29 protein-coding genes are annotated in these 25,143 nt (G+C 38.4%); 6 read left to right on the forward strand and 23 right to left on the reverse strand.

The genetic code is table 11. The annotated features are described in order from the left end of the window. Positions 1-108 precede the first annotated feature (108 nt). A complete protein-coding gene (locus BN1372_RS11790) occupies positions 109-990 on the forward strand; it encodes a TetR/AcrR family transcriptional regulator (RefSeq protein ID WP_062199714.1) in 882 nt (293 codons plus the stop codon). Positions 991-1,170: 180 nt separating this feature from the next. On the opposite strand, the gene BN1372_RS11795 is transcribed toward BN1372_RS11790, so the two are convergent. The 4 genes from BN1372_RS11795 to BN1372_RS11810 all read right to left on the reverse strand — a co-directional run bounded on the left by BN1372_RS11795 (position 1,171) and on the right by BN1372_RS11810 (position 3,123). Continuing rightward, complete coding sequence (locus tag BN1372_RS11795; protein WP_062199716.1) at positions 1,171-1,596, reverse strand: class I SAM-dependent methyltransferase; 426 nt, start codon at positions 1,594-1,596, stop codon at positions 1,171-1,173. 181 nt (positions 1,597-1,777) lie between these two features. Then, positions 1,778-2,053: a hypothetical protein gene (locus BN1372_RS11800; RefSeq protein WP_062199719.1), complete on the reverse strand. Its 276-nt coding sequence runs from the start codon at positions 2,051-2,053 to the stop codon at positions 1,778-1,780. A gap of 123 nt (positions 2,054-2,176) precedes the next feature. Next, complete coding sequence (locus BN1372_RS11805) at positions 2,177-2,629, reverse strand: MarR family winged helix-turn-helix transcriptional regulator (protein ID WP_062199721.1); 453 nt, start codon at positions 2,627-2,629, stop codon at positions 2,177-2,179. A gap of 11 nt (positions 2,630-2,640) precedes the next feature. Beyond that, positions 2,641-3,123, reverse strand: a complete 483-nt coding sequence (locus BN1372_RS11810; RefSeq protein WP_062199722.1) for a glutathione peroxidase — start codon at positions 3,121-3,123, stop codon at positions 2,641-2,643. 150 nt (positions 3,124-3,273) lie between these two features. Here BN1372_RS11810 and BN1372_RS11815 point away from each other — a divergent pair, with 150 nt between their 5' ends. Beyond that, a complete protein-coding gene (locus BN1372_RS11815; protein WP_062199725.1) occupies positions 3,274-3,909 on the forward strand; it encodes a hypothetical protein in 636 nt (211 codons plus the stop codon). 74 nt (positions 3,910-3,983) lie between these two features. On the opposite strand, the gene hisIE is transcribed toward BN1372_RS11815, so the two are convergent. The 8 genes from hisIE to BN1372_RS11855 are packed head-to-tail and all read right to left on the reverse strand — an operon-like array spanning position 3,984 to position 10,423. Next, positions 3,984-4,625: a bifunctional phosphoribosyl-AMP cyclohydrolase/phosphoribosyl-ATP diphosphatase HisIE gene (gene hisIE / locus BN1372_RS11820; protein ID WP_062199726.1), complete on the reverse strand. Its 642-nt coding sequence runs from the start codon at positions 4,623-4,625 to the stop codon at positions 3,984-3,986. Beyond that, positions 4,622-5,380: an imidazole glycerol phosphate synthase subunit HisF gene (gene hisF / locus BN1372_RS11825; RefSeq protein ID WP_062199728.1), complete on the reverse strand. Its 759-nt coding sequence runs from the start codon at positions 5,378-5,380 to the stop codon at positions 4,622-4,624. The genes hisIE and hisF overlap by 4 nt, the downstream gene beginning before the upstream one ends. Continuing rightward, complete coding sequence (gene hisA / locus BN1372_RS11830; RefSeq protein WP_062199730.1) at positions 5,374-6,108, reverse strand: 1-(5-phosphoribosyl)-5-[(5-phosphoribosylamino)methylideneamino]imidazole-4-carboxamide isomerase; 735 nt, start codon at positions 6,106-6,108, stop codon at positions 5,374-5,376. Before hisA ends, hisF begins: the two co-directional genes overlap by 7 nt. A gap of 4 nt (positions 6,109-6,112) precedes the next feature. Further along, the gene (hisH, locus tag BN1372_RS11835) at positions 6,113-6,745 is read right to left on the reverse strand and encodes an imidazole glycerol phosphate synthase subunit HisH (protein WP_062199732.1); all 633 of its coding nucleotides are present in this window, start codon (positions 6,743-6,745) and stop codon (positions 6,113-6,115) included. Position 6,746: 1 nt separating this feature from the next. Then, positions 6,747-7,334 carry an imidazoleglycerol-phosphate dehydratase HisB gene (gene hisB / locus BN1372_RS11840; RefSeq protein WP_062199734.1) on the reverse strand — a complete coding sequence of 196 codons (588 nt, stop codon included), beginning with the start codon at positions 7,332-7,334 and terminating at the stop codon, positions 6,747-6,749. After that, on the reverse strand, positions 7,331-8,605 hold the full coding sequence (gene hisD / locus BN1372_RS11845; protein WP_062199736.1) for a histidinol dehydrogenase: 1,275 nt from the start codon (positions 8,603-8,605) through the stop codon (positions 7,331-7,333). The genes hisB and hisD overlap by 4 nt, the downstream gene beginning before the upstream one ends. Position 8,606: 1 nt before the next feature. Next, complete coding sequence (hisG, locus tag BN1372_RS11850; protein WP_062199738.1) at positions 8,607-9,242, reverse strand: ATP phosphoribosyltransferase; 636 nt, start codon at positions 9,240-9,242, stop codon at positions 8,607-8,609. Continuing rightward, entirely contained in the window at positions 9,239-10,423 is a 1,185-nt protein-coding gene (locus BN1372_RS11855) for an ATP phosphoribosyltransferase regulatory subunit (protein WP_062199740.1), read from the reverse strand. Before BN1372_RS11855 ends, hisG begins: the two co-directional genes overlap by 4 nt. A gap of 225 nt (positions 10,424-10,648) precedes the next feature. Between BN1372_RS11855 and cax the strand changes: the two genes are divergently transcribed. Continuing rightward, complete coding sequence (gene cax, locus BN1372_RS11860) at positions 10,649-11,701, forward strand: calcium/proton exchanger (protein ID WP_062199742.1); 1,053 nt, start codon at positions 10,649-10,651, stop codon at positions 11,699-11,701. Positions 11,702-12,191: 490 nt separating this feature from the next. Here cax and BN1372_RS11865 read toward each other — a convergent pair whose 3' ends face one another. From BN1372_RS11865 to BN1372_RS11900, 8 genes are all read right to left on the reverse strand, one after another. Continuing rightward, positions 12,192-12,446, reverse strand: a complete 255-nt coding sequence (locus BN1372_RS11865) for a hypothetical protein (protein WP_062199744.1) — start codon at positions 12,444-12,446, stop codon at positions 12,192-12,194. Next, positions 12,443-12,958, reverse strand: a complete 516-nt coding sequence (locus tag BN1372_RS11870) for an acyltransferase (protein ID WP_062199746.1) — start codon at positions 12,956-12,958, stop codon at positions 12,443-12,445. The genes BN1372_RS11865 and BN1372_RS11870 overlap by 4 nt, the downstream gene beginning before the upstream one ends. A gap of 3 nt (positions 12,959-12,961) precedes the next feature. Next, positions 12,962-13,612, reverse strand: coding sequence for a pyrophosphatase PpaX (gene ppaX / locus BN1372_RS11875; RefSeq protein WP_062199748.1), 651 nt, complete (start codon positions 13,610-13,612; stop codon positions 12,962-12,964). A gap of 27 nt (positions 13,613-13,639) precedes the next feature. Next, a complete protein-coding gene (gene lgt / locus BN1372_RS11880; RefSeq protein ID WP_062199749.1) occupies positions 13,640-14,452 on the reverse strand; it encodes a prolipoprotein diacylglyceryl transferase in 813 nt (270 codons plus the stop codon). Positions 14,453-14,467: 15 nt separating this feature from the next. After that, positions 14,468-15,397, reverse strand: a complete 930-nt coding sequence (gene hprK / locus BN1372_RS11885) for an HPr(Ser) kinase/phosphatase (protein ID WP_062199751.1) — start codon at positions 15,395-15,397, stop codon at positions 14,468-14,470. 112 nt (positions 15,398-15,509) lie between these two features. Then, on the reverse strand, positions 15,510-15,878 hold the full coding sequence (locus BN1372_RS11890) for a phage holin family protein (protein WP_062199753.1): 369 nt from the start codon (positions 15,876-15,878) through the stop codon (positions 15,510-15,512). Between the two features lie 17 nt (positions 15,879-15,895). Next, entirely contained in the window at positions 15,896-16,984 is a 1,089-nt protein-coding gene (locus BN1372_RS11895; RefSeq protein WP_062199755.1) for a DUF4097 family beta strand repeat-containing protein, read from the reverse strand. Positions 16,985-16,998: 14 nt separating this feature from the next. Continuing rightward, positions 16,999-17,337, reverse strand: a complete 339-nt coding sequence (locus BN1372_RS11900; RefSeq protein ID WP_062199757.1) for a magnetosome magnetite crystal formation protein family — start codon at positions 17,335-17,337, stop codon at positions 16,999-17,001. 182 nt (positions 17,338-17,519) lie between these two features. Between BN1372_RS11900 and BN1372_RS11905 the strand changes: the two genes are divergently transcribed. The 3 genes from BN1372_RS11905 to BN1372_RS15285 all read left to right on the forward strand — a co-directional run bounded on the left by BN1372_RS11905 (position 17,520) and on the right by BN1372_RS15285 (position 19,307). Next, entirely contained in the window at positions 17,520-18,002 is a 483-nt protein-coding gene (locus BN1372_RS11905) for a protein kinase family protein (RefSeq protein WP_062199759.1), read from the forward strand. A 101-nt stretch (positions 18,003-18,103) separates the two neighbouring features. Further along, on the forward strand, positions 18,104-19,108 hold the full coding sequence (locus tag BN1372_RS11910; protein ID WP_062199761.1) for a hypothetical protein: 1,005 nt from the start codon (positions 18,104-18,106) through the stop codon (positions 19,106-19,108). 22 nt (positions 19,109-19,130) lie between these two features. Then, the gene (locus BN1372_RS15285; RefSeq protein WP_154662990.1) at positions 19,131-19,307 is read left to right on the forward strand and encodes a hypothetical protein; all 177 of its coding nucleotides are present in this window, start codon (positions 19,131-19,133) and stop codon (positions 19,305-19,307) included. 156 nt (positions 19,308-19,463) lie between these two features. Here BN1372_RS15285 and uvrA read toward each other — a convergent pair whose 3' ends face one another. The 3 genes from uvrA to BN1372_RS11925 all read right to left on the reverse strand — a co-directional run. Continuing rightward, the gene (gene uvrA / locus BN1372_RS11915; RefSeq protein ID WP_062199763.1) at positions 19,464-22,328 is read right to left on the reverse strand and encodes an excinuclease ABC subunit UvrA; all 2,865 of its coding nucleotides are present in this window, start codon (positions 22,326-22,328) and stop codon (positions 19,464-19,466) included. Between the two features lie 153 nt (positions 22,329-22,481). Further along, a complete protein-coding gene (gene uvrB, locus BN1372_RS11920) occupies positions 22,482-24,464 on the reverse strand; it encodes an excinuclease ABC subunit UvrB (RefSeq protein ID WP_062199765.1) in 1,983 nt (660 codons plus the stop codon). Between the two features lie 203 nt (positions 24,465-24,667). Continuing rightward, on the reverse strand, positions 24,668-25,143 hold a 476-nt coding region (locus BN1372_RS11925; RefSeq protein ID WP_147515406.1), incomplete at its 5' end, for a transposase.

A 25,143-nucleotide genomic window follows, 5' to 3' on the forward strand; every position in this document is an offset into this window, starting at 1 on the left:
ATAGTTAATTGCAATCATTTAACAATTTCTTAACAATATTTGACCAAACAGTCATCATCAAGCATAATAGATGTATAAAATGATTGTTCATAAAGCAGGTGTCTAAGAATGAATGAAAAACAAAAACAAATCATGGATGTTGCGACAAAATTATTTGGTGAAAAAGGAGTACACGCAACGAGTATTCAACAAATTGCGGATAAAAGCGGAATCTCCAAAGGGGCTTTTTACTTACATTTTCGTTCCAAAGATGAACTCATTTTATCGATTGTCAAATATTTTTATGAAATGGTTTATCAATCAATGAAACAGATGGAACAACTAGACATATCCCCTCGTGAACAATTTACGAAACAATTATATGTACAGTTTGAACATATAATCCATCATAAGCCCGTGTATATGATGCTTATAAAAGAACAAAGCATCCCGATTAATCAAGAAATCGATGACTATATCCAAAAAATTCGAACCACTATGGAGAACTGGTATGTACACATAATTCTTTCGATTTATGGTGAGCAAGCCAAAAAATATTTGATTGATTTAACGATTTTATTTGAAGGCATTCGCTCTTTTTATGAAAAACTATTATTAATCGATGACGTTTCGGTCGATTTGGTAGAACTTCCACACTATATTGTACGGCGCTACGACGATTTAGTTTCAGGTTTAATCGAAAAAAACGAACAACCATTGATTGCTGTAAAAAAATTTGGCTCCTTCTTTGAAGAAAAAAATGACCAAACGATCTATGAACATATTCGCAATCATTTGCTACACATCGAGCAAATGATTACGCAAACAAACTTATCGAACGAATCAAAAGAAACATTACACGAAACGATTGACTATCTTTTATCTGAATTAACGAGAGAGCAAATACGTCCATTTATTTTTAAAGGCATGCTAGCAAACTTTAAAATCATACCCGAAACACAACCAGACTGCGAAGCCATTGCAACGTTACTTCATATTTCGTTAATATGAAAAATGCCGATATTCTAAACGGGAATATCGGCGCTTTTTAAAGATGGGTGGTAAAAAACAATTCCGTATACAAAAACATTTTTTACACCTCTTCAGTATATTACATTGAAAATTTTTCCGCTGTAAAATAATCTAAGTATACTTCTTCTTTTTGGATATAATCTCCCTTATCATTCACTTTCATAAACCAATTACAAATAGGTGATGTTTCAAAAAAAACACGGTTCCATAGCAACAATTTTTCCTTTTTCTTTTAAACTCTCGTACATAGTCCCGTACCCTTTCAGACGGAATGTGATGAAGGACAGCGAGGATTAAAATAAAATCAAAGCTATTATCGTCTGCTGGAAGTTTGTTTCCTGCAAACGTTTCAAATTGGTACGGAGTGTATACCTTTTTAGCAACATTAATTCTCTGTTCATCAGGATCAATACCAATATAGTAATCAGAGGAACATAACGAGCAATGCACTCCCGTTCCCGCCCCAAGATCAAGCACCTTTTTATCGGTAAAATCAAGGTGTTGCTTACTCTTTCTTTGAATATACATATTTGTAAACCATTTCGGCCGAACAAAGGAATAATACAATCTAAGTGATAATTGCATACTAGCACCTGCACTTTTGAAAAAAAAAAATTTGTATCGCTTTATGGCGTAATAGCTTTATCATGATAATAAAATGAGGGAATTATGTATCTAAATAAACAAAGGAGCCATCTATTCAGACAGCTCCCTCATTTCATACGGCCCCTCATGTTACCCATGATTTCTTTATGTATCTAGTTGTTTATTCATCTTTATTATCTGGATCTTGCACATCTTTCTGCTCTTCGATGATATCTTCCTTGTTTTCCTTATTATTAGGAATCATATCATCATTCGTATCATTATCGTCATTTGGCGTCATATCATCGTTGTCATTTCCGTTTGTATCATTCACATTGTTATTTTCATCTGTTTGCTTCGTATCATTTTGATCATTTGTTGGTGTTGTATTACAACCGACTAATACGAACATTAATGCCATCAACAAAGGAATAACGCGTAACCACTTTTTAGACATACTCATTCCCTCCCTTTCCAATATTTTTTATTCCTTATCATTTTATTCTGTTTTCATCCATTTTATGCATCATTTTTAAATAAAAAAAGCATTGCATATTCGTTAAATGCAATGCTCTATCCTTTACTTCTCTTTTTCATTTTGTGCATGAACGGTATGTAGTAGCTGTTGTAATACCGGTAACAACGTTTGAAATTGTTCGTTATCCATCCCTACTTGTCCTAGCAATAAGTCCGGAATACAGATCGCTTTTTGTTGTAATTGTACGCCTTTTTCCGTTAAGACGACCATTACCACCCGTTCATCTTCTTGTGCTCGCTCTCGTTTTACTAGACCAGCTGCTTCCATTCGTTTTAACATCGGTGTTAACGTTCCGGAATCTAGATGGAGCCGTTCTCCTAATACTTTCATCGAAATCGCGGTCTCTTCCCACAGCACTAACAGGACCAAATATTGTGGGTAGGTGATGTTCATTTGTTCTAAATGTGGTCGATATAATTTGGTAATTTCACGAGACAACGCGTAAATCGTAAAACATAATTGTTGGTCTAAACGGAGCTTTTCTTCTTGCTTCATGTCCAAAACCCCTATTCAGCTAAACATTGTTCAATCTCTTTTACCATTTTTTCTGGTGATGTTGCCGGAGCAAAACGGTTTACTACTTCCCCTTTTTTGTTAATTAAAAATTTCGTAAAGTTCCATTTTACTTCACTCGATAATACACCAGATGTGTTTTTCGTTAAATATTGAAACAATGGATGTGCATTTTTCCCTTTTACATCAATTTTACTAAACATCGGGAATGTTACACCATAGTGCATGTGACAAAACTCTTGAATATCCGCTTCTGTTCCTGGTTCTTGTTTCATAAATTGATTGCATGGAAATCCTAAAATTTCAAATCCTTGATCATTATATTTTTCATACAGTGCTTCTAATTCTTTATATTGCGGAGTAAATCCACATTTACTAGCCGTATTGACAATAACCAACACTTTTCCTTCATACTCTTTTAACGACTTATCTTCTCCTGTAATCGTTTTTGCAGAAAAATCATAAACAGTTGTCATATCCTTCGCCCCTTTATTTTAATTGTGTACAATTAAATTGTGTACTATTAGTATAAAAAAGACAAACTATGGCGTCAAAAAATGCGCTCAGCCCGTCCACTCTTTCTTCTTTTTTCACACATATCATAAAATAAAAAGGAGAAATGTTAAATGGATGAAAATAAATCATGGATGATTGATTATACAGCACTCGATTCGATGGAACTTTTACAAACAACGAATGAACGAGCATTTCGTATTCCCGTATTCTTCAGCCATCCGAATATCAATTTTTTGAATCAAACGCAAAAAAACTTTATAAACCGATTAATCATCGAAATTGAAAATGCGTTATTATTTCCACGCACATTACCAGATACAGAACAATATCCCGAAACTGTGATAACAAACGCTCGGCGATTAATATACTCCAGCTATGGATTGATTGCTGCTGCTCTAGCTACACAACGCGTACGCATACTTGAATTTAGTTCTGGTGACAACCCGCCACAGCAGCCAGTGTGGCAAACAGGCCCTTTCTTACAAATCGAACCTGCTATGGCTTATCAATATGGGCTACCAATGCTATTCATTCGCGAAAAAAAGGTAGAACCATCTGGCGTGTTTGCTCCTGGAAATACACCATTTCTATCTTTTTTAGAATGGGATTCTACGAAACCAATCGACGACTTCTTCCATTCTATCCAATGGAAAGAAGTCTTCCAAAACTGGGTTGCACACGTCCGAAACGGATACTACATTCAAACAAACCCGCCATTTCAATATAAATGTGACAATATTGATTAACATTAGCTGAACCTTATTCATGTTATAAAAATAGCTGAGTACAAACGATGAAATGTTTGCACTCAGCTTTTCTATTATTCTTGGTCTTCTTTTTTGCTGTGACGTTCTACTAGTGTGTCTAGAACGACGTCGATTGGTAGTTTTTGTTCGCGTAATAAAACGAGTGTGTGGTAGACAAGGTCTGCTACTTCCCATTTTAATTCTTCGTGGCTGCGGTTTTTTGCTGCGATGATTACTTCGCTGGCTTCTTCTCCGACTTTTTTCAAGATTTTATCGACGCCTTTATCAAATAAGTAAGTTGTATAAGCGCCTTCTGGACGTTCTGCTTCACGTTCTGCAATAACTTTTTCTAATTCATTAATAATCGCGAAACGATCGGTACGTGCTGGAACGTTTTCACCGAATAATGAGTCGCTAAAGCAACTGTATGAACCGCGGTGGCAAGCTGGGCCGTTTGGTTCTACTAATACGACTAATGCGTCTTGGTCGCAGTCAAAGCGAATGTCTAACACCTTTTGTGTGTTGCCACTTGTTTCACCTTTATGCCAAAGTTCTTGGCGAGAACGGCTGTAAAACCATGTTTCTTTCGTTTCGATTGTTTTTTGTAATGATTCTTTGTTCATGTATGCTAATGTTAATACTTCTTTGCTTTGCGCATCTTGCACGATGGCAGGAATAAGTCCTTTTTCGTCAAATTTAAATTCGTCGATATTCATCGGACATTGACACCTCTATTTTTTAAGTATTTTTTAACTTCTTTTACGGATGTTTCTTTGTAATGGAAAATCGATGCTGCTAGAGCTGCGTCTGCTTTTCCTTCTGTTAACACGTCATAAAAATGTTCTGCATTGCCAGCACCACCTGAAGCGATGACTGGCACGCTAACGGCTTCGCTTACTGCTTTTGTCACGTCTATATCAAAGCCTGACTTTTCTCCGTCTTTGTCCATACTTGTTAATAGAATTTCTCCACAACCACGTTTGACAACTTCTTTTGCCCATTCGACTACTTCCCATTCGGTTGCATTTCTTCCACCGTGTGTGTACACGCGGTAAGCACCGAGTTCTTCGTCGTATTTTGCATCAATCGCCACGACGATACATTGGGAGCCGAAGTATTTCGCACCTTCGTTAATGACGTCCGGATTTTTCACCGCTGCGGTATTTAACGATACTTTGTCAGCACCGGCGCGTAAAATAGTTTTCATATCTTCTAGCGTATTAATCCCGCCACCTACAGTAAAAGGAATCGCTAGTTTCGAAGCAACGTCACGAACGACGTCGACCATCGTTTTACGGCCTTCATGGCTAGCAGAAATATCTAGAAAAACGAGTTCATCTGCTCCTTGTTCGTCATAAAAAGCTGCTAATTCTACTGGATCTCCCGCATCTTTTAATTCCACAAATTGGACCCCTTTTACAACGCGTCCTTCTTTGACATCTAAGCAAGGAATAATTCGTTTTGTCACCATGATTTCACCTCTTCTAACGCTTCTTTTACAGTAAATTGGTTTGTGTATAACGCTTTTCCGATAATAACGCCGCCAATTCCGCGTTCGGCATATGTTTTTAAAATGCGAATATCTTTTAACGAACTAACGCCACCAGAAGAAATCACTTCTTTGCCTGTCGCTTCTGCAAACGCTGCTACTGCGGCAAAGTTTGGACCGCTTAATGTGCCGTCTGTTGCGATGTCAGTAAAAATAAATACTTCCGCGCCGTATTCTGCCATTAATTTTCCGAGTGTTTCTGCTTTTTGGTCACTCGTTTCAATCCAACCTTCTGTCGCCACGTAACCGTCTTTTGCATCAATGCCAATCACGATGCGGTTGCCGTACTTTTCTAGCATTTTTTTCGTAAACGCTGGGTCTTTCATGGCGATACTTCCTAAAATAACGCGATCGACGCCGTTTTCTAAATAGTAAGCAATATCTTCTTCGCTGCGAATCCCGCCGCCAATTTGTACTTTTACGTCTAAATTGTTTTTAATGTCTAATACGTGCTTATCATTGATTCTTCTTCCCGCTTTCGCCCCGTCTAAATCAACAAGATGAATCCATTCCGCTCCTTGATTCACAAAGTTTGTCGCCATATCTAACGGAGAGTCCCCGTAAATCGTTTGTTTGTCGTAATCCCCTTGCAAAAGACGAACGCATTTGCCATCAAGCATATCAATCGCCGGATAAATCGTAAACGCCATGCTCTTACCCCTTTTCCACTACGTTTTTAATAAAATTTGCTAAAATATGCATGCCGACATCGCCGCTTTTTTCTGGATGAAATTGTGTGCCAAACACACGCCCTTTTCCAACTATCGCTGGAACGGCAACGTCATACTCACTCGTCGCAATTAAAATCGATGCATCAATCGTATCAATATAATACGAGTGTACGAAATATACGTATCCATCGTTTATTCCTTCTAATAAAGGAGATGCTGGTTGCTCGATTGTTAATCGGTTCCATCCCATGTGTGGTACTTTGTATCGCACGTGGTCAGCCGTGACACCCGGGAAGCGAATGGCGCGTCCTGGTAAAAAGCCAAATCCTTTCGCTTGTCCGTTTTCTTCACTTTCTTCAAATAACAGCTGCATGCCTAAACAAATTCCTAACAGTGGCGTTTCGTTTGCGACTGCTTCTTGTACGAATGAAAAAAGAGTCGTTTCATGAAGCAACGTCACCGCATCGTTAAACGCACCGACACCTGGTAATAACAAGCCATCTGCTTGTGTTAATTCTTCTTGCTTGTCACTGACTATATAGTCAACACCAAGACGTTCTAAGGCTTTTGATACACTAAATAAGTTCCCCATTCCATAGTCAATGACGCCGATCATTTTATAACATCCCTTTCGTTGATGGAATACCCTTTACTCGCGGGTCTACGATTGTCGCTTCATCTAACGCACGAGCAAGTGCTTTAAAGGTTGCTTCAATGATGTGATGGGTGTTTTGACCGTAATGAATAATCACATGTAAATTCATTCTAGCTTCTACTGCTAATTTCCATAAAAATTCATACACAAGCTCGGTATCAAACGTCCCTACTTTTGGATTAGGAATCTCCCCTTTCATCACAAAAGCAGGACGGTTGGATAAATCGACCACAACTTGAACGAGTGCTTCATCCATCGGAACGAATGCATTGCCGTATCGTTTAATCCCTTTTTTATCGCCCACTGCTTCTTTTAATACGTGACCGAGACAAATACCGATATCTTCTGTCGTATGATGATCGTCAATTTCCACGTCCCCTTTGGCGTGAACGGTTAAGTCAAATTGGCCATGCTTGGTGAACAAATCAAGCATGTGACTCATAAATGGTACGGGTGTTTGAATGTCTGCTTTTCCTTCCCCGTCAATATTTAACGAAAGTTCAATTTGTGTTTCTTTCGTATCGCGCTTAATGGAACTTTGTCTCGTCATTCTTTTTCCTCCAATCGATATAAGACCGCTCTAGCATGTCCTTCTAATCCTTCTAATCGTGCGAATGTCGCAATTTTTTCTGCATCGCGCATCATCGCTTGTTTGCTATATGAAATGATACTTGATTTTTTCACGAAATCATCGACATTTAATGGGCTCGAAAAACGCGCTGTTCCGTTCGTTGGAAGCACGTGGTTCGGTCCTGCAAAATAGTCGCCTACTGGTTCTGAACTGTAGTGTCCAAGGAAAATAGCTCCAGCATGTTTGATTTTCGGTAATACATCAAATGGTCGATCAACCGCTAATTCTAAATGTTCTGGCGCTAATCGGTTCACGACATCGACGCTTTCTTCGAGATCTTTTGTGACGTAAATTGCACCATATGTTTGAATGGAGGCACGAGCAATTGCTTCGCGTGGCAATTCGCTTAGTTGTACTTCCACTTCTTTTGCGACTTGTTCTGCAAGTGCTTGCGAGTGGGTGACGAAAATGCTGCACGCCCGCTCGTCATGTTCTGCTTGTGATAATAAGTCAGCCGCTACATACGTTGAATTTGCCGTTTCGTCTGCTAATACGACAATTTCACTTGGACCGGCTATCATATCAATATCGACTTTTCCAAACACTTCTCGTTTTGCTAGTGCGACGAAAATATTTCCTGGTCCAACGATTTTATCCACTGGTGCAATCGATTCTGTTCCGTACGCAAGTGCTGTAACTGCTTGTGCACCACCAACTTTATATATTTCTTTTATACCAATTTCATTTGCTGCTACTAATACTCCGCTTGGAAGCGTTCCGTCTTTTTGTACCGGTGATACCATCACAATCCGCTCTACCCCAGCCACAAGTGCAGGAATGGCGTTCATTAAAACAGAAGATGGGTACGCTGCTTTTCCACCTGGCACGTATACACCAACAGCATCAATTGGGGTAATTTTTTGGCCTAAAATCGTTCCATCTTCTTTTGTTGTAAACCATGATTTACGGGCTTGTTGTTCGTGGAACGAACGAATATTCGCTGTTGCTTCTTTAATGACCGTTAATTCATGTAACGATAATTTTTCATACGCTGCTTTAATTTCTTCATTTGTCACTGCTAAGGAAGATAATGCAACGCCATCAAATTTTTCGGTATAACGAATTAATGCATCATCGCCATTTGCTTTCACATCTTCCATAATCGAAACAACCGCTTCGTATTGTTCTTTCGTACCACTATCAAGGTCACGAACTAACGAAACATCTTCTGTCATTGGAACAATTTTCATCTTATTCATTCCCTTCTACGACTTTCGATAATCGTTCTACTAACATATCAATCGTTTTTGCTTTCATTCGGAAACTAACAGGGTTCACAATTAAACGACTGGTTACATCGACAATATGTTCATATTCTACGAGTCCATTTTCTTTTAACGTCCGTCCAGTGGATACGATGTCGACGATTCGGTCCGCTAGTCCAATTAATGGCGCTAATTCAATCGACCCGTTTAATTTAATAATTTCCACTTGCTCGCCTTTTGCACGGAAATAGCTAGAAGCAATCGATGGATATTTCGTGGCAATTTTCGGTGCCACACTAGACATTTCTTTATTTGGAAGTCCAGCAACGGCCATGTGGCACGGGCTAATTTTTAAATCTAACACTTCGTACACGTCGCGGTCTTCTTCAAGCATCGTATCTTTTCCAGCAATCCCAATATCAGCTACCCCGTATTCTACATACGTTGGTACATCTGTCGGTTTTGCTAAAATGAACCGCATGTTTTCATTGTCAATGTCGACGATGAGTTTTCTAGATTCGTCGAATTCTGGTGGTAAATCGTATCCTGCTTCCCGTAATAACACGACTGCTTCTTCAAAAATACGCCCTTTAGGCATCGCTACTGTTAAACATTCCTTCATCGACTATTCACACTCCCCGCTTTCCCGATACAATACGTCACTTGGTCATACCGTTCTGTTAAAGCATCGACATCTTCAATTCCTGAAAAGTTTTGTAAGACGGTATACACACCCGCTTCTCGCTTTTCTTTTGCTAATTGAATCGCTTCTTTTCTCCGTTCGTCGCTAAAAATAATACATTCCATTGCTTTTGTATTAGCAGTCACTTTTAACGATTCCATTAACCGATCTAAACGGATACCAAATCCGGTTGCTGCTGCTGGGCGATCAAATTTATGTAACAACTCATCGTAACGACCACCGCTAGCTAATGGGAATCCTAAATGGTCAGCAAATCCTTCAAACACAATGCCGGTATAGTAGCTCATGTGACTCACGAGATTAAAATCAATCGTCATATATTCGGTTACGTCGTAATCTTCTAATACTTCCCACACACGTTGTACTTCTTCTACCATCGCTTTTGTTTCCTTCGATTGCGCTAGCTGGTGTGCTTGTTCAATCGCTTCTTTTCCACCGCGTAAATCAAGCATCGCTAACAAACGTTTTTCATCAATCGATGATAAAGGAAGTTGTTTGACGTGGTTTCGAAAGCCGACGTAATTTTTTTCATATAAATAACGTTGCAAGACACTTGCCCGTTCTTTACTTCCTAAAATTTCTTGCAAATAAGCGGTAACAAAGCCAACATGGCCAACTGCTACACGAAATGTTTGTAAACCAGCTTTTTGCAACACACTTACCATTAACGCAATCACTTCTGCATCGGCACTTGCAGAAGCATCCCCGATACATTCGACCCCAACTTGTTCAAACTCTGCCGGGCGTCCACCTTCACGCTGTTGGGCACGGAATAAGTGTGAATCATACGCAAGCCGTAATGGATATGTCACATCTTTTAAACGGGATGCTGCGACCCGAGCAATTGGAGACGTCATATCTGGACGAAGGACTAACGTATTTCCTTGTTGGTCTAATAATTTAAATAATTGCTGGTCAAGCGTTGCAGAAGCAGAACCAACAGTGTCATAAAATTCAAGCGTTGGTGTTTCTAAAAATTGATAGCCCCAATGATAAATCTCCTCTTGTATGCGTTCCCGCACGTGTTTTTTTGCTTCATATAAGGAAGGAAGCGTATCTCTCATCCCAATCGGTTTTTCAAACATAAATGGTTTTGTCATGATTTTCACACTCCGTACTTTAGTTCGCTAATGTGCTAACAAGTTAAAGTTATTGTTGAATATTTTACACTCTTTTTGGCAGATAGTCAACGGGTATACTTAACATTACCCGAATTTATGAGATTTGAAATATTTTCAATGCATAGAAAAAAGATTTTTAAAATAGATAAAAGAAGGGTATGTTCTTTACTAAAGAGAAAAATGGCGAGAGGATGAACGGTTTCGATGGAAAAAGTCTTTTTTATTATGATTGCCCTTGGTCTTCCGCTTTCTGTTGCAGGGAGCTTTCTTCATTGGTCACCTGTGCTCATGTTTATCATTTACTGTTTAACGATTATTGCCCTAGCTTCTTATATGGGGCGGGCAACTGAAAGTTTAGCAATTGTTGTCGGTCCAAGGATTGGTGGGCTACTGAATGCAACGTTCGGAAATGCCGTAGAATTAATTATTTCTATTTTTGCGTTAAAAGCAGGGCTTATTTCGGTTGTACTTGCTTCATTAACAGGTTCTGTTATTGGGAACTTATTGCTCGTTGGCGGATTATCGTTTTTTATTGGTGGATTAAAATTTAAACGGCAAAAATTTGATATTCACGACGCGAGCCATAACGCCGGATTGTTAATTTTTGCAATTATCGTCGCGTTTGTTGTACCAGAGGTTTTTTCCCGTCATATGACAGAAGATAAAACGATGACGTTAAGTGTTAGTATTTCACTCGTGATGATTGTGCTTTATTTAGCGGCGCTTTTCTTTAAATTAGTGACGCACCGCGGGGTTTATAATACCGAAGATGCAACGCAACAAGAAGATGAGACACCGGAATGGGGCAAAAAACGTTCGATTTTCGTCTTATTACTTGCAACACTTGCCGTTGCGTTTGTCAGTGAGCAGCTCGTACATACATTTGGCTACGTTGGCGCAAAATTCGGTTGGAGCGAATTGTTTATCGGGATTATTATCGTGGCTATTGTTGGGAACGCAGCAGAACATGCTTCTGCGATTTTAATGGCGTACAAAAATAAAATGAACGTTGCGGTAGAAATTGCGATTGGTTCGACGCTACAAATTGCAATGTTCGTCGCGCCAGTGCTCGTATTAATTTCATTATTTCTCCCAACACAAATGCCGTTAGTGTTCACGTGGCCAGAGCTTGTTGCGATGATTGTGGCCGTCCTTATTACGATTATGATTACGATTGATGGCGATACGAACTGGTTTGAAGGAGCGACGTTACTTGCAAGCTATATTATTATCGGAATCGGATTTTATTTAATTTGAGACTCCCACGACCAAAGTCGCAAGCCGTGACGGGTGGGATTCTTAAATGATTTTACGTTCGCAGTCCATTTCTATTTTAAACAACCTTTAAAATGAGGGTGTCTCATCACTCTTCCATATCCAGTGCATATAGCAGATATGGCTACGCTACTATTACCATAGCGTACAGTTTTTTTCGTGTGTGGTGTTTTGGCTTCTTGTTCTTGGCGACACATATCGTTTTACCGATTGCATGTATTAGGCGATTGAACCTTATACGATATCCAATTTTTAAAGAACGAGATTGTTTTAGAGACTTTTACTTGTCTATAGGAATAGTGTATCATTTTAAATGTTTCTTATACAGAACATACTTTCGGTATTTTAGATATACATCGCATTTGACCTCTATCTAAAAACGGGCTAATGCCCTGCATGGACTTTCTCGTTCGGAAATTTTGTAAAACAAAAAGGCAAACATGTGATATTTTCAACATGTTTGCCTTTTCTTTTAAAATACAAGAGGAATCGCGAAGTTAATGCCATGGATGACCAGTCCAAGTAACACAAAAACATTCACTAGCGAAACAGCTCTTGATCGTTTCATATACGTAATAGCAGTTGTCACAAACCCGATAATGATCGTAAAAACAAAGGAATAAAAAGCACTTAGTAGACCACCGCCGATAAAACTTGCGATATAAATTAAGATGCTAATTACGAATAACAACTCAACGACTTGAATTAATTTAGAAGAATGACTCATTCTATTTCTCCCCGTTCTGTTTGTTTATATTCGCGGTGTTTGATTTGCATCGGATTCCCAAAAACAAAAGCGCCTTCAGGGACATCCTGATTCACAAGTGTTCCAGCAGAAATAACAGCACGATTGCCAATTTTAATGCCTGGTAAAATAATCGAATTGGCTCCAATCATCACTTCATCCCCAATTTCTACATCCCCAATTCGATACTCGTCAATTAAGTATTCATGAGCTAATACCGTCGTATTGTACCCAATAATTGAATTTTTGCCGATCTTTATTTTTTCAGGATATAAAATATCCATCATCACTAAAAAAGCAATGGCTGTTCGGTCTCCGATTTCTATTTTTAAAAAGAAACGGTACAGCCAGTTTTTTAACCGCATAAAAGGCGTGTAGCGAGCCACGATAATGACGAGTGTATTTTTAAATACTCGTAAAAATGGAACGGTTCGGTACACTTGCCAAAGAGAATTGGCCCCTTCTACTTTAACCTTTGTTGTTCGACGACGCAAGGACTATTCCTCCTTCAACTGCTTCGCAACCTCGATTAATTCAGGCATCTTGTCGATAATAAAATCTGGTTGTTGCTTTTGAATAAAGTCCCGACCTTTAATCGAGTACCCAACACCAATCGTTGTTACCCCGGCATTCTTTCCTGCTAAAATATCATATTGACTATCTCCGACCATAATTGCTCTTTCTGTCGATGAACCTAATTGACGTAGCGCCTTATACAAAGGTTCTGGATGTGGTTTCACGTTCTCTACATCATTATACGTCACGACTACATCAAAAAACTGATTTAATTTTGTCAAATTCAAACCTTGTTCTACGGTTGGACGCATTTTCGTTGTCACAACGGCCAACTGATAGCCTTCCGCTTTTAAATGTTCGACTGTTTCAAATACACCTTCATATTCCATGACTAATGTATCATGGTTTTCTGTATTATGTTTGCGATACATTTGCACCATTTCTTCATACCGTTCACTGTCGACTGATTTAAAGCTATCAATCAATGGTGGTCCGATAAACGGAATCACATCTTCGCGTTTATATTGATTCGGAAAATAATGATGTAACGTATATAGAAAAGAAGAAATGATTAATTCGTTCGTATTAATGAGCGTTCCATCTAGATCAAACAAAATAGTATCTTTTTTCATGTCCCAACCGCTCCCTATTTATTATGATTATGCATCTTCGTATCGTTTATTCGCGAAACCTTTTTTATTTCGATATATCCAAAGGAAAACCGCTATTGCTATTAAACCGAATGAAATCACTTGCGCCATCCGCAACGATTCCGTCAACATTAAACTATCCGTCCGTAATCCTTCGATAAAGAAACGACCGATGGAGTACCAAATGACGTAAGATAAAAACAATTGACCACGGCGAAGATTTCCTTTACGTAAAGCGAGTAAAAGGAAAAATCCAAGTACATTCCAAACCGATTCATATAAAAAAGTAGGATGATAATATGCGCCATTGATATACATTTGGTTCACAATAAATGTTGGTAAGTGAAGGTTTTCTAGAAAAGCACGGGTCACTTCTCCGCCGTGCGCTTCTTGGTTCATAAAGTTTCCCCAACGTCCGATGGCTTGCGCTAAAATAAGACTTGGCGCTGCGATATCAGCTATTTTCCAAAAAGATAACTGTCGTTTTTTCGCAAAAATAATTGCTGTAATCACCGCACCGATTAATGCTCCATGAATCGCAATCCCACCGTGCCAAACTTTGATAATCTCTCCGGGATTTCCTTTGTAATAATCCCACTCAAACGCCACATAATAAATGCGGGCACAAATAATCGCCACAGGAATCGCATATAGTAACAAATCGACAAAGACGTCTTTTCCTAAGTTTTGTCGTTTTCCTTCCCGTACCGCAAGTGATAATGCAATAAGTACCGCTGCCCCAATAATAATGCCATACCAATAAACCGTAAATGGACCAACTGCGATGGCTACTCGGTCAAGCGGCTGAATCGCTTCATTCATCGAATCATCCCCCCTTTAATCATCTAAATCATAATCGTCAATCGCATTGGATAGTTTTTCACTAAATTGCTCGGCTGCGTTAATCCCCATTCGTTTTAAGCGAAAATTCATCGCAGCCACTTCCACGATAACCGCTAAGTTTCGCCCCGGTCGAACTGGAATTGTTAATTTTAATAAATCCACATCAATAATACGCATCGTTTCTTCATCTAGACCAACCCGGTCATATACTTTATTCGGATCCCACGTTTCTAAATGAATGACAAGCGAAATCTTTTTATACGAACGAACCGCCCCTGCCCCAAACAGGGTCATGACGTTAATAATTCCTAACCCGCGAATTTCTAATAAGTGTTGAATCAATTCTGGTGGTGTTCCGAATAAGCGATCATCTTCTTGACGAATTTCGACACAATCATCGGCAACTAAACGATGCCCTCGTTTCACAAGTTCAAGTGCCGTTTCACTTTTCCCGACTCCACTTTGTCCAGTAATTAAAACACCAATTCCGTAAATATCTACTAACACACCATGAATAGCAGTCGTAGGGGCTAATTGGCTTTCTAAATAATTCGTTAAATGACTGCTTAACCGTGTTGTTTTCATCGCAGAACGTATTAACGGCGTTCCTGTATACCGACTCGCTTCCACAAATTCTTCTGGAATATCGAGATTACGACAAACGATAAAACCAGGCGTAATATCCGTACATAATTTTAAGGCGCGTTCACTGCGCTGTTCTTTTGACAATTCATTAAAAAAGCTTAGCTCTGTTTTTCCAAGTAACTGCATTCGGTCAGACGGATAATAATTAAAATACCCGGCCATTTCAATACCTGGACGAGAAAGATCAGACGTCACGATTGGACGATTAATCCCTTCTTCGCCACAAATTAATTCTAATTGAAATTTATTAATGACATCGCTCGTGCGAACTTTTACCATTCTATCATCACAACCTTGCTTAGACTATAGACATTATTTTACCATGATTCGAAAGGAGAATGAACTTACTTATTTTTTCGCAAAAAAAAATAGAGACAAGTGTCTCTATCATTTATCTCATTTTCTTTTCATAGTATGGGTCTAAGATTAAATTTTGAATTAAAATATTCCATAAAGATAGTGCAATCGCCATAAAGAAGATAATCGTAAATCCGTCAATGTTGAAAGCATTTCCCATAATAAAATCTGCAAATTGCAACATGACCGCATTAATCACTAATAAAAATAAACCGAGTGTTAAAAACGTTAAAGGTAACGTTAAAATAACTAAAATTGGTCGTAAGAAAATATTTAAAATGGAAATAATAATGGCTGCTAAAAGTGCGGCTCCAAAACTACTAACATGGATAACGTTTGGGAACAAATACGCCATTACCATGAAAAATATCGCGTTTAACACAAGTTGTAACACGTACATCATTAAACTTCCCTACTTTCTTAATCATTGTGCTTCACAAAAATAGATCCTGCCTTTGATTCTGCTTCTAATGTAATAGCGGTTAAATGCTCGCGATTCGTTTGGAATTTCATTTCTTTTTGTAGTTTTTCTCGTTGTTCTGTTAACACTTCAAACGCCTCTAAGTCACATGTAAAGCCACCAAAATTTGTTTCTAGTTCCCCGTTCACTTTTATCCCGCGCGGCACCAAACATTCGATATTACCAGTAGCCGATTTGAGACTTACTTTGCTTTCAAGCGGTTTAGTAACGGTAACGATAATGCCGGAAGTAACGGATTCTGCTTCTACCGATTCAAATGCTCCTTGCACGTCAATTTTTCCGTTCACCGTTTCTAACTCGCATTTTTTTCCTTCTGATTGGATTATTTCAATTTTTCCGTTAGCCGTTTCCATGTTACAATCATCCGCTATTATGTTGTTTAGATACACATTTCCATTCGCCGTTTTCCCAACTATTTTTCCAAAGGATAGTTCTTCTATACGAATAGAACCATTAAACAAACGTAATCGTGCCACATCATACGTATGTTTTGGAACATAGACGACCGTATCAAGCTTTAACCATTTATAATTAGAACCAACTCGAAGCACACGATCTTTTACATCGGCACGGACTTCGTCTAAAAATATTTTCCGTGCTTCTTCTAGATCTTTTTGTTTATACACTTTCACTTTACATTCTATACGAACTTCGTCTTGATGGTGTGGGGCAATGTTGACACTTCCGTTAAATAAATCAATATTCATCCCCATTACATCCGCTGCTGGAAACGAAAAAATATGTGTAAAGTCCACGCTACTCGTAAAATTAAAATCCATTTTAGATAGTTTATTCAACGCATTTTGAATAAAACCGGATACTTTCCCAACCGTTGATTGCTCATGATACACTTTTTTCTCTTCTTCATCAAATAACACACGTGTCGATAACGATTGTTCCATCGTTTCTTCTTTGGTATTTTCTATTTTCTCTGCATCATTCATCGCTTCTAACAATTTTAACGCTTCATCTGTCGTAATGACACCTGATTCTAACATGCGTAAAATTTCTTTTTTTTGCTTTTCCATCTGTACCTCCACCTTTACCATTCTTTTTGGAAAATAACGAGCACACCTTTAATAATATTGTACACATATAATGAAAGGTTAATAAGTAACCCTAATCCAATTGCTGTTAAAAAGATAAATCCAAACGCTTCTCCCGTATCTCCAGCAATGAGCGTTCCAAGGCCGGACACAAAAATGAAAATAACGGCAATAACCCAAAACAAAAACGGGACAATTTGTGTAATCATAGCCGTTTTTGCATGTTTTTTTACTTTTTCATCCATGCTCACGAAAAAAATAATCAGCGGAAAAAGAACAGGAACAAAAATAATCCCAAAATAACCAATCGCCGCTAAAATACGATTTTCATTCATCTAACATCCACCCTCTTTTTGTTGTTACTACTTATTACGAAACAAGAAGTGAAAACGTTTCAGTAATATTGATATTCCCGATTACCGATTGTTTAATCAAAAATTATGGAAACAAGGGAATGGCTTGGAGTGTATGATATGCTTTTTTATAAAGTAGTTTTAGTGAAAAGAGGCGTTGCAACATGACTTTTCCGACAGGAAACGCAAAGATTTTTATTGATGACGAAACGGTGACGAAGTTTTTTAATACGCGGCAATATCAAGATCCTTTTTACCGAGTAACCTATGATTATAATCCATTACTAGATTTACAAGGGATTCCTTCTGTTCCGAAATTGTATGAGTATAAACGAAATGTATTTGTTATCATGGAGCGTTGTGGCGGAACACTGTGGAGTAATTTATCAGCAGAAGAAGAGCAAACGGTAAAAGAATGGCTGCTTCTAGCCCTACATGAACATTATTGTGCTTGTATTTATCAGGGATGGGTTCCACAAGATGTCCAAAAAGAACATGTCTTTTTGAATCTTGAAAAACATACGATTAAAATAATTGATTATGGAAGGTATTTGTCATCTATTGATCCAAATTATAAAATGATGGATTACTCATTGGAAGAATGGTTGGAGTTTTCCAAAAATAAAATTCGACACTTTTTTGAATAATTTTTTTACGTTATCTATAATAGATCATCTCAAAAAGAACATTATTAGCTTCACATGTTTTACTCAGTAAAGTCAAAAAGTAGAGAATAGGATGGGATCAGATGACTCCAAAAGTATGGCTAATATATTTAGGACCACTTTTGGCATTTATTGCAACTTCCGCCACAGGTATTTTACCAAAAAAAGTGACCATTTTCGTAAAGACAGGACTCACTTACGGTGAACTTTTTATTCTTTTGTATATTACTATTTTATTAATAGGAATGATTACAGATAAATTAAATACTGAAATTAAGAATAAGGACCAACTTATAGCACACTATGAAGAAGATATAAAGAATAAAACAGCAGGACTGTTAGATCATTATAAAAGGCTAAACCGTTTTCAATTAAAGGAAGTAATGCATGATGTCATGAGGGCATTTACTGAAAAGCATGCCTATGTCATCTCGACTCAGTTATATAAGTACAACATACAACATACTATTGTACAAAAAACAGAAACAACGATAATAAAAGTTAATTATGTTCAAGGATTTATTGATGAACGTGAAGAACAAAATAGCATGCTTCAAACATACTATTATATTCCTACCTCTTTGTTTTTTAATTATTATGACGCTTTATTTTATTTAGCTAAAGATAAAATGCCCATGTTTGAATTTATCATTCAATTAGTTGATACACTAAACGATGAAGTGACATATAAGGAACAAGTTTCTGATCTCCATGCTATAAAATTTTCCTTTATTATTTTAGGCTTAGAAGCATTGGGGTTAGAAGAAAATAATAAAATTTTACAAAATCATGAAGTAGAAGCTATCATCAGAAAAAGAATGAAAACTGGGATAATGCGAGGAATTTTAAACAAAGCAGAATTTTTCACCTTTAATTATATTCCTACAAAATTTGGGGATATTAGTGATAAAGATGGGAGAATATATCTTACTCAAAAAATAAAGGTAAGAGGAGAATCGCATATTTTTTTAATTACCATTAGCAAGTTTATCCATGAAACAGATGAACCAGCGTTAAATATTAAAGGGATCGGAGAAGAGTTTAGACAATTGCTTATTGATAGTATACCCGGGAGTGAGTATAATTAAGATGTAGAAAGAGGGGATTTTTATGGCTAAAAATATAGGTATAACAAAACCCAATCAAGAACAAATGAAGGAAATTATCAAGGCTTTTCAAAATAAAGGAATTGAAGTGAAGGTGAAAGAAGGTTATGGAGAACCTTCAAATCCACATTGGTCAGCTAGTATTGGTAAAAGCTATCATAAAGAACTTATTATAAAATAAAGGAACCGGAGAAAATCAAATTTGATTTTCTCCGGTTTTTCTTTAAAGAAACTTATAAGCGATACGTATAAGTTATAGTTTTCCATAGGGAAATCATTTTTATGAAAACTACAAGAAAAAGCTGCCTATTTTTTTCTCAATAGACAGCTAGTAGATTTACTTTTCTATTTGCGCAATTTTTTCTTCCATCCGTTTTTTATCTCGTTCTAAAATAGGTGCTAAATATTTTCCAGTAAACGAACCTTCTACCGTTGCGACTTCTTCTGGTGTTCCGGTTGCGATGATTTGTCCACCTTTGACACCGCCTTCTGGTCCAAGGTCGATCATGTAATCGACTGTTTTAATGACATCCAAATTATGTTCAATGACTAACACAGTGTCGCCTTGTTCGACGAGTCGTTCGAGAACTTTTAATAACCGAGCAATGTCATCTACGTGAAGACCAGTCGTTGGTTCATCTAAAATGTACAGTGTTTTTCCGTTCGAGCGGCGGTGTAATTCGCTGGCCAGTTTCACACGTTGCGCTTCCCCGCCCGATAATGTCGTTGCTGGTTGGCCGAGTTTAATATACCCAAGCCCGACGTCATAAATTGTTTGTAGTTTTCGTTTTATTTTTGGGATGTTTTCGAAAAATACGAGCGCTTCTTCGACGGTCATTTCGAGCACTTCGGAAATATTTTTTCCTTTATACGTCACGTCAAGCGTTTCCCGGTTGTATCGTTTTCCGTGACACACTTCACACGGAACATAAACGTCCGGTAAAAAGTGCATTTCGATTTTAATAATTCCGTCCCCGCGACACGCTTCGCAACGTCCACCTTTGACGTTAAAACTAAAGCGGCCTTTTTTATACCCACGCATTTTTGCTTCGTTCGTTTGCGCAAACACGTCGCGAATGTCATCAAATACACCTGTATATGTTGCTGGGTTCGAGCGCGGTGTACGACCAATTGGGGATTGGTCAATATCAATTACTTTTTCTAACTGTTCTATCCCTTTGATTTCTTTATATTGTCCTGGGCGTTCTTTCGCACGATGTAATGTTTGTGCTAATGTTTTATATAAAATTTCGTTAATGAGCGTACTTTTTCCAGAACCAGAGACACCTGTTACCCCGATAAATAATCCGAGTGGAATTTTTACTTTGACATTTTTTAAATTATTTTGTTTCGCCCCGATAATTTCGATAAAACGTCCGTCTGGTTGTTTTCGTTCTGTCGGAAGGGGGATAAATTTTTTCCCAGATAAATAGCTTCCCGTTAACGAAGCATCGTTTGCCATTAATTCTTTCGGTGTCCCTTGTGCTGTCACAAGTCCACCATGCGCCCCTGCTCCCGGTCCGATGTCGATGATGTAATCGGCTGCTAGCATCGTATCTTCATCATGTTCGACAACAATTAACGTATTGCCAAGATCGCGCATTTCTTTTAACGTGTCGATCAGTCGATCGTTATCTCGTTGATGTAGTCCAATCGAAGGTTCGTCTAACACATACAACACACCCATTAATTTCGAGCCAATTTGGGTCGCTAATCGAATCCGTTGCGCTTCTCCACCTGACAGCGTCCCAGCAGAACGGCTTAACGTTAAATATTCTAATCCAACATTTTTTAAAAACGTTAATCGATCGATAATTTCTCGTAAAATTAATCGCGCAATTATCGTTTCTTTTTCGGTTAATTGTAAGGTATTAAAGAAAGTAAGTGCATCTTCAATCGAAAAATCATTCACTTCTCCGATATGTTTGCCACCTATAAAAACAGCTAAACTTTCTTTTTTCAACCGATGCCCTTTACACGTTGGACATTTTTTTTGCGCCATGTATTGTTCCATTTGTTCGCGCACATAATCAGAACTTGTTTCATGAAAACGACGTTCAATATTGGCAATAACTCCTTCAAAATGAATATAATTTTCGCGAATTTGCCCAAAATCGTTTTCATAACGAAAATAAACTTTATCCGTGCCACTACCGTATAAAATTTTATCCATTTTTTCTTTCGGAATATCTTTCACCGGCACGTCCATCGGAATGTTGTAATGGTCACAAACCGACGCTAACAGCTGGGGATAATATTGAGAACTAGTCGGCGCCCAAGCTGCAAGCGCATCTTCTTCTAACGCTTTCTCCCAATCTGGAATGACTAAATCTAAATCAACCTCTAACTTCACCCCAAGACCATCACAAGAAGGACAAGCACCAAATGGACTATTAAAGGAAAACATCCGCGGTTCTAATTCCCCAACGGTAAATCCACAATGTGGACAAGCATGGTGTTCACTAAATAACATCTCTTCTCCACCGATAACATCTATTAACACTTGTCCTTCCGCTAATTCCAGTGCTGTTTCGATAGAATCGGCTAACCGTGATTCGATTCCCTCTTTTACGACAATCCGGTCAATGACGACTTCAATCGAATGCTTTTTGTTTTTCTCCAGTTCGATTTCTTCCGATAGTTCTCGCATTTCTCCGTCCACCCGGACACGAACGTAGCCCGCTTTTTTCATTTCATCCAGCACTTTTACGTGCATTCCTTTTCTCCCTTTTACGACCGGAGCTAAAATTTGCAGTTTCGTCCGTTCCGGAAATTCTAAAATACGGTCCACCATTTGTTCAATCGTTTGCGAATGTATTTCGTTGCCGTGCTCTGGACAAACAACTCGTCCAATGCGCGCATATAAAAGTCGCAAATAGTCGGCAATTTCCGTTACTGTTCCGACGGTCGAACGTGGATTTCGACTCGTTGTTTTTTGGTCAATCGAAATCGCTGGCGACAATCCTTCAATCGCATCGACATCTGGTTTATCCATTTGTCCTAAAAATTGACGAGCGTATGCAGACAACGACTCCACATAACGCCGTTGCCCTTCTGCATAAATCGTATCAAAAGCTAAGGACGATTTCCCCGAACCTGACAATCCTGTTAACACGACTAATTCATTGCGTGGAATTTGTACATCGATATTTTTTAGGTTATTTTCACGTGCACCTTTTACATGAATGTATTCCTTCGTCATCCGTTTCACCTATCCTCATTTCGGTAAATTAACTCTACTCTTTATTGTAAAGGAATCGTTCTAAAATCACTATTCATATGAAAAGCGAATATACGTTCCATTATACCAAATAAAAGTAGCTTTAAACAAGAAAAGCCATGATGCATCGTTCCATCATGACTGTTCCTCTTTTAATTTTAATAAAACATCCCGCAATTGCGCTGCCTTTTCAAAGTTTAAATCTGCCGCAGCTTGATGCATGTCGCGTTCGATTTCTTCGATCATCGCTTCTCGTTGTTCTTTCGTCATCGGTTGACTTGCTACTTCTTCTAACGTACCTTCTTCTTCCGCTTCGTACGTCGCCCGAATGACGTCATGAATTTCTTTTTGAATCGTTGTCGGCGTAATGCCGTGCTTTTCGTTATACGCTTCTTGGATGGCGCGACGACGGTTCGTTTCTGTCATCGCAATTTCCATCGAATTCGTCACTTTATCGGCATACATAATCACGCGACCGTTCGCATTCCGAGCAGCCCGACCGATTATCTGGATTAATGAACGTTCCGAACGTAAAAAACCTTCCTTATCCGCATCTAAAATCGCCACAAGCGACACTTCTGGAATATCGAGCCCTTCTCGCAATAAGTTAATGCCTACTAACACGTCATATTTGCCGAGACGTAAATCACGAATAATTTCAATCCGCTCTAACGTTTTTACTTCCGAATGCAAATATTGCACTTTAATATCAAGCTCTTTTAAGTAATCCGTTAAATCTTCCGACATTTTTTTCGTTAACGTTGTCACTAACACACGCTCTTGTTTGTCAATTCGATCGCGGATTTCATCGATTAAATTATCAATTTGTCCGTCAATTGGACGCACGTCAATAATCGGATCTAATAGACCAGTCGGACGAATAATTTGTTCCACCATCTTCGGCGTATGTTCGATTTCATACGGACCTGGCGTCGCCGAAACGTACACAATTTGATGAATATGGTCTTCAAATTCTTCAAACTTTAACGGCCGGTTATCAAGCGCCGATGGCAAACGGAACCCATGGTCGACAAGCACCCCTTTACGCGCCTGGTCCCCGTTATACATCCCGCGAATTTGCGGCAATGTAACGTGCGACTCGTCAATGACAATTAAAAAGTCTTCTGGAAAATAATCAAGCAACGTATAAGGTGTCGCACCTGCTGGACGAAGCGTTAAATGACGCGAATAGTTTTCAATCCCAGAACAAAAACCAACTTCCCGCATCATCTCTAAATCATAACGCGTCCGTTGTTCTAACCGTTGTGCTTCTAACAATTGATTATTCTCACGCAACACCGCAAGCCGTTCTTCCAATTCCTTTTCAATATTTTCAATCGCAATTTTCATCTTTTCTTCCCGCGTAACGAAGTGAGAAGCTGGGAAAATAGCGACATGCTTTAACTCTCCTAAAATCTCTCCCGTTAACGCATTCACTTCCGTAATCCGATCAATCTCGTCTCCAAAAAACTCAACACGAATACATAAATCATCGCGTGACGCTTGGAAAATCTCAACAACATCCCCGCGAACACGGAACGTCCCACGTCTAAAATCAATATCATTTCGTTCATATTGAATGTCCACTAAATCACGAAGCAATGCATCCCGCTCTTTTTCCATCCCAACACGCAGCGACACAACCAATTCCCGATACTCTTCCGGTGAACCTAACCCGTAAATACACGACACACTCGCAATAATAATGACATCATCCCGCTCAAACAACGAACTAGTCGCCGAGTGACGCAACTTATCAATCTCATCATTAATACTCGCATCTTTTTCAATATATGTATCCGTTTGTGGCACATACGCCTCCGGTTGATAGTAATCGTAATAACTGACAAAATATTCAACCGCATTGTTCGGGAAAAATTCTTTAAATTCATTGTATAATTGCCCAGCAAGCGTTTTATTATGGGCAATAACAAGCGTTGGCTTATTGACTTGTTGAATGACATTAGAAATGGTGAATGTTTTCCCCGTCCCCGTTGCCCCGAGCAATGTTTGATGCTTTTTCCCTGCATGAATCCCTTCCACGAGTTCTTTAATCGCAGACGGCTGATCGCCTTGTGGACTGTATTTCGATTGCAGTTGAAAAGGGTAATGTTCCATGGAATAAACTCCTTTCACGTACTGGTTGAAGTATGTTTATTATAGCATAGCGTTGGAAGAGAAAGCGATGGATAAGAACGTGTGTTTTTCTTTTTATCAAAAAAAGAGGCTGGGACATAACTAGCTTCAAACAATGCAAAAAGTGAAATTGAGTGAGCTCAATTTCACTTTTTGCTATTTTTTTATATGAATCTTTATATCTTTTAGTTAATGGCCGTGAATTTCCGCATATTCACGGCCATTAATGCAAGACCCATTTCATTTTCAACCTTCGATTTTCCTCGGACAGAAAATCGAGTGAAACGCAAATTAGCCTTCAATAATCCAAAAACTGGTTCGACGTCAATCTTACGTTGACGATAAATAGCCCCTGTTTTTTCTTCTGAAAGCTTCGCTCTCACATATTCTTTTTGCTGTTCCCATTTTTCATTCACCATTAATTTTCGGTTATTTCCTTCTTTTGCTTTTGTACAAGATGAACGAAGTGGGCAACTGGAACAATCTTCACACTCATAAACTTTAAACTCACGCTTGAAACCTAATGGATTTGTTCGCACAGAACGGTATTTAAATACAAGTTTTTGTTGGTTTGGACAAGTATACACGTCCATTTCTTCATCATAATCCCAGTTAGCTGTATGGAACTTGTTTTGTTTGTACTTTTTCTTCTTTTCTTTTA

Source organism: Massilibacterium senegalense (assembly GCF_001375675.1).
In the GTDB taxonomy this organism is placed as follows: domain Bacteria; phylum Bacillota; class Bacilli; order Bacillales; family Massilibacteriaceae; genus Massilibacterium; species Massilibacterium senegalense.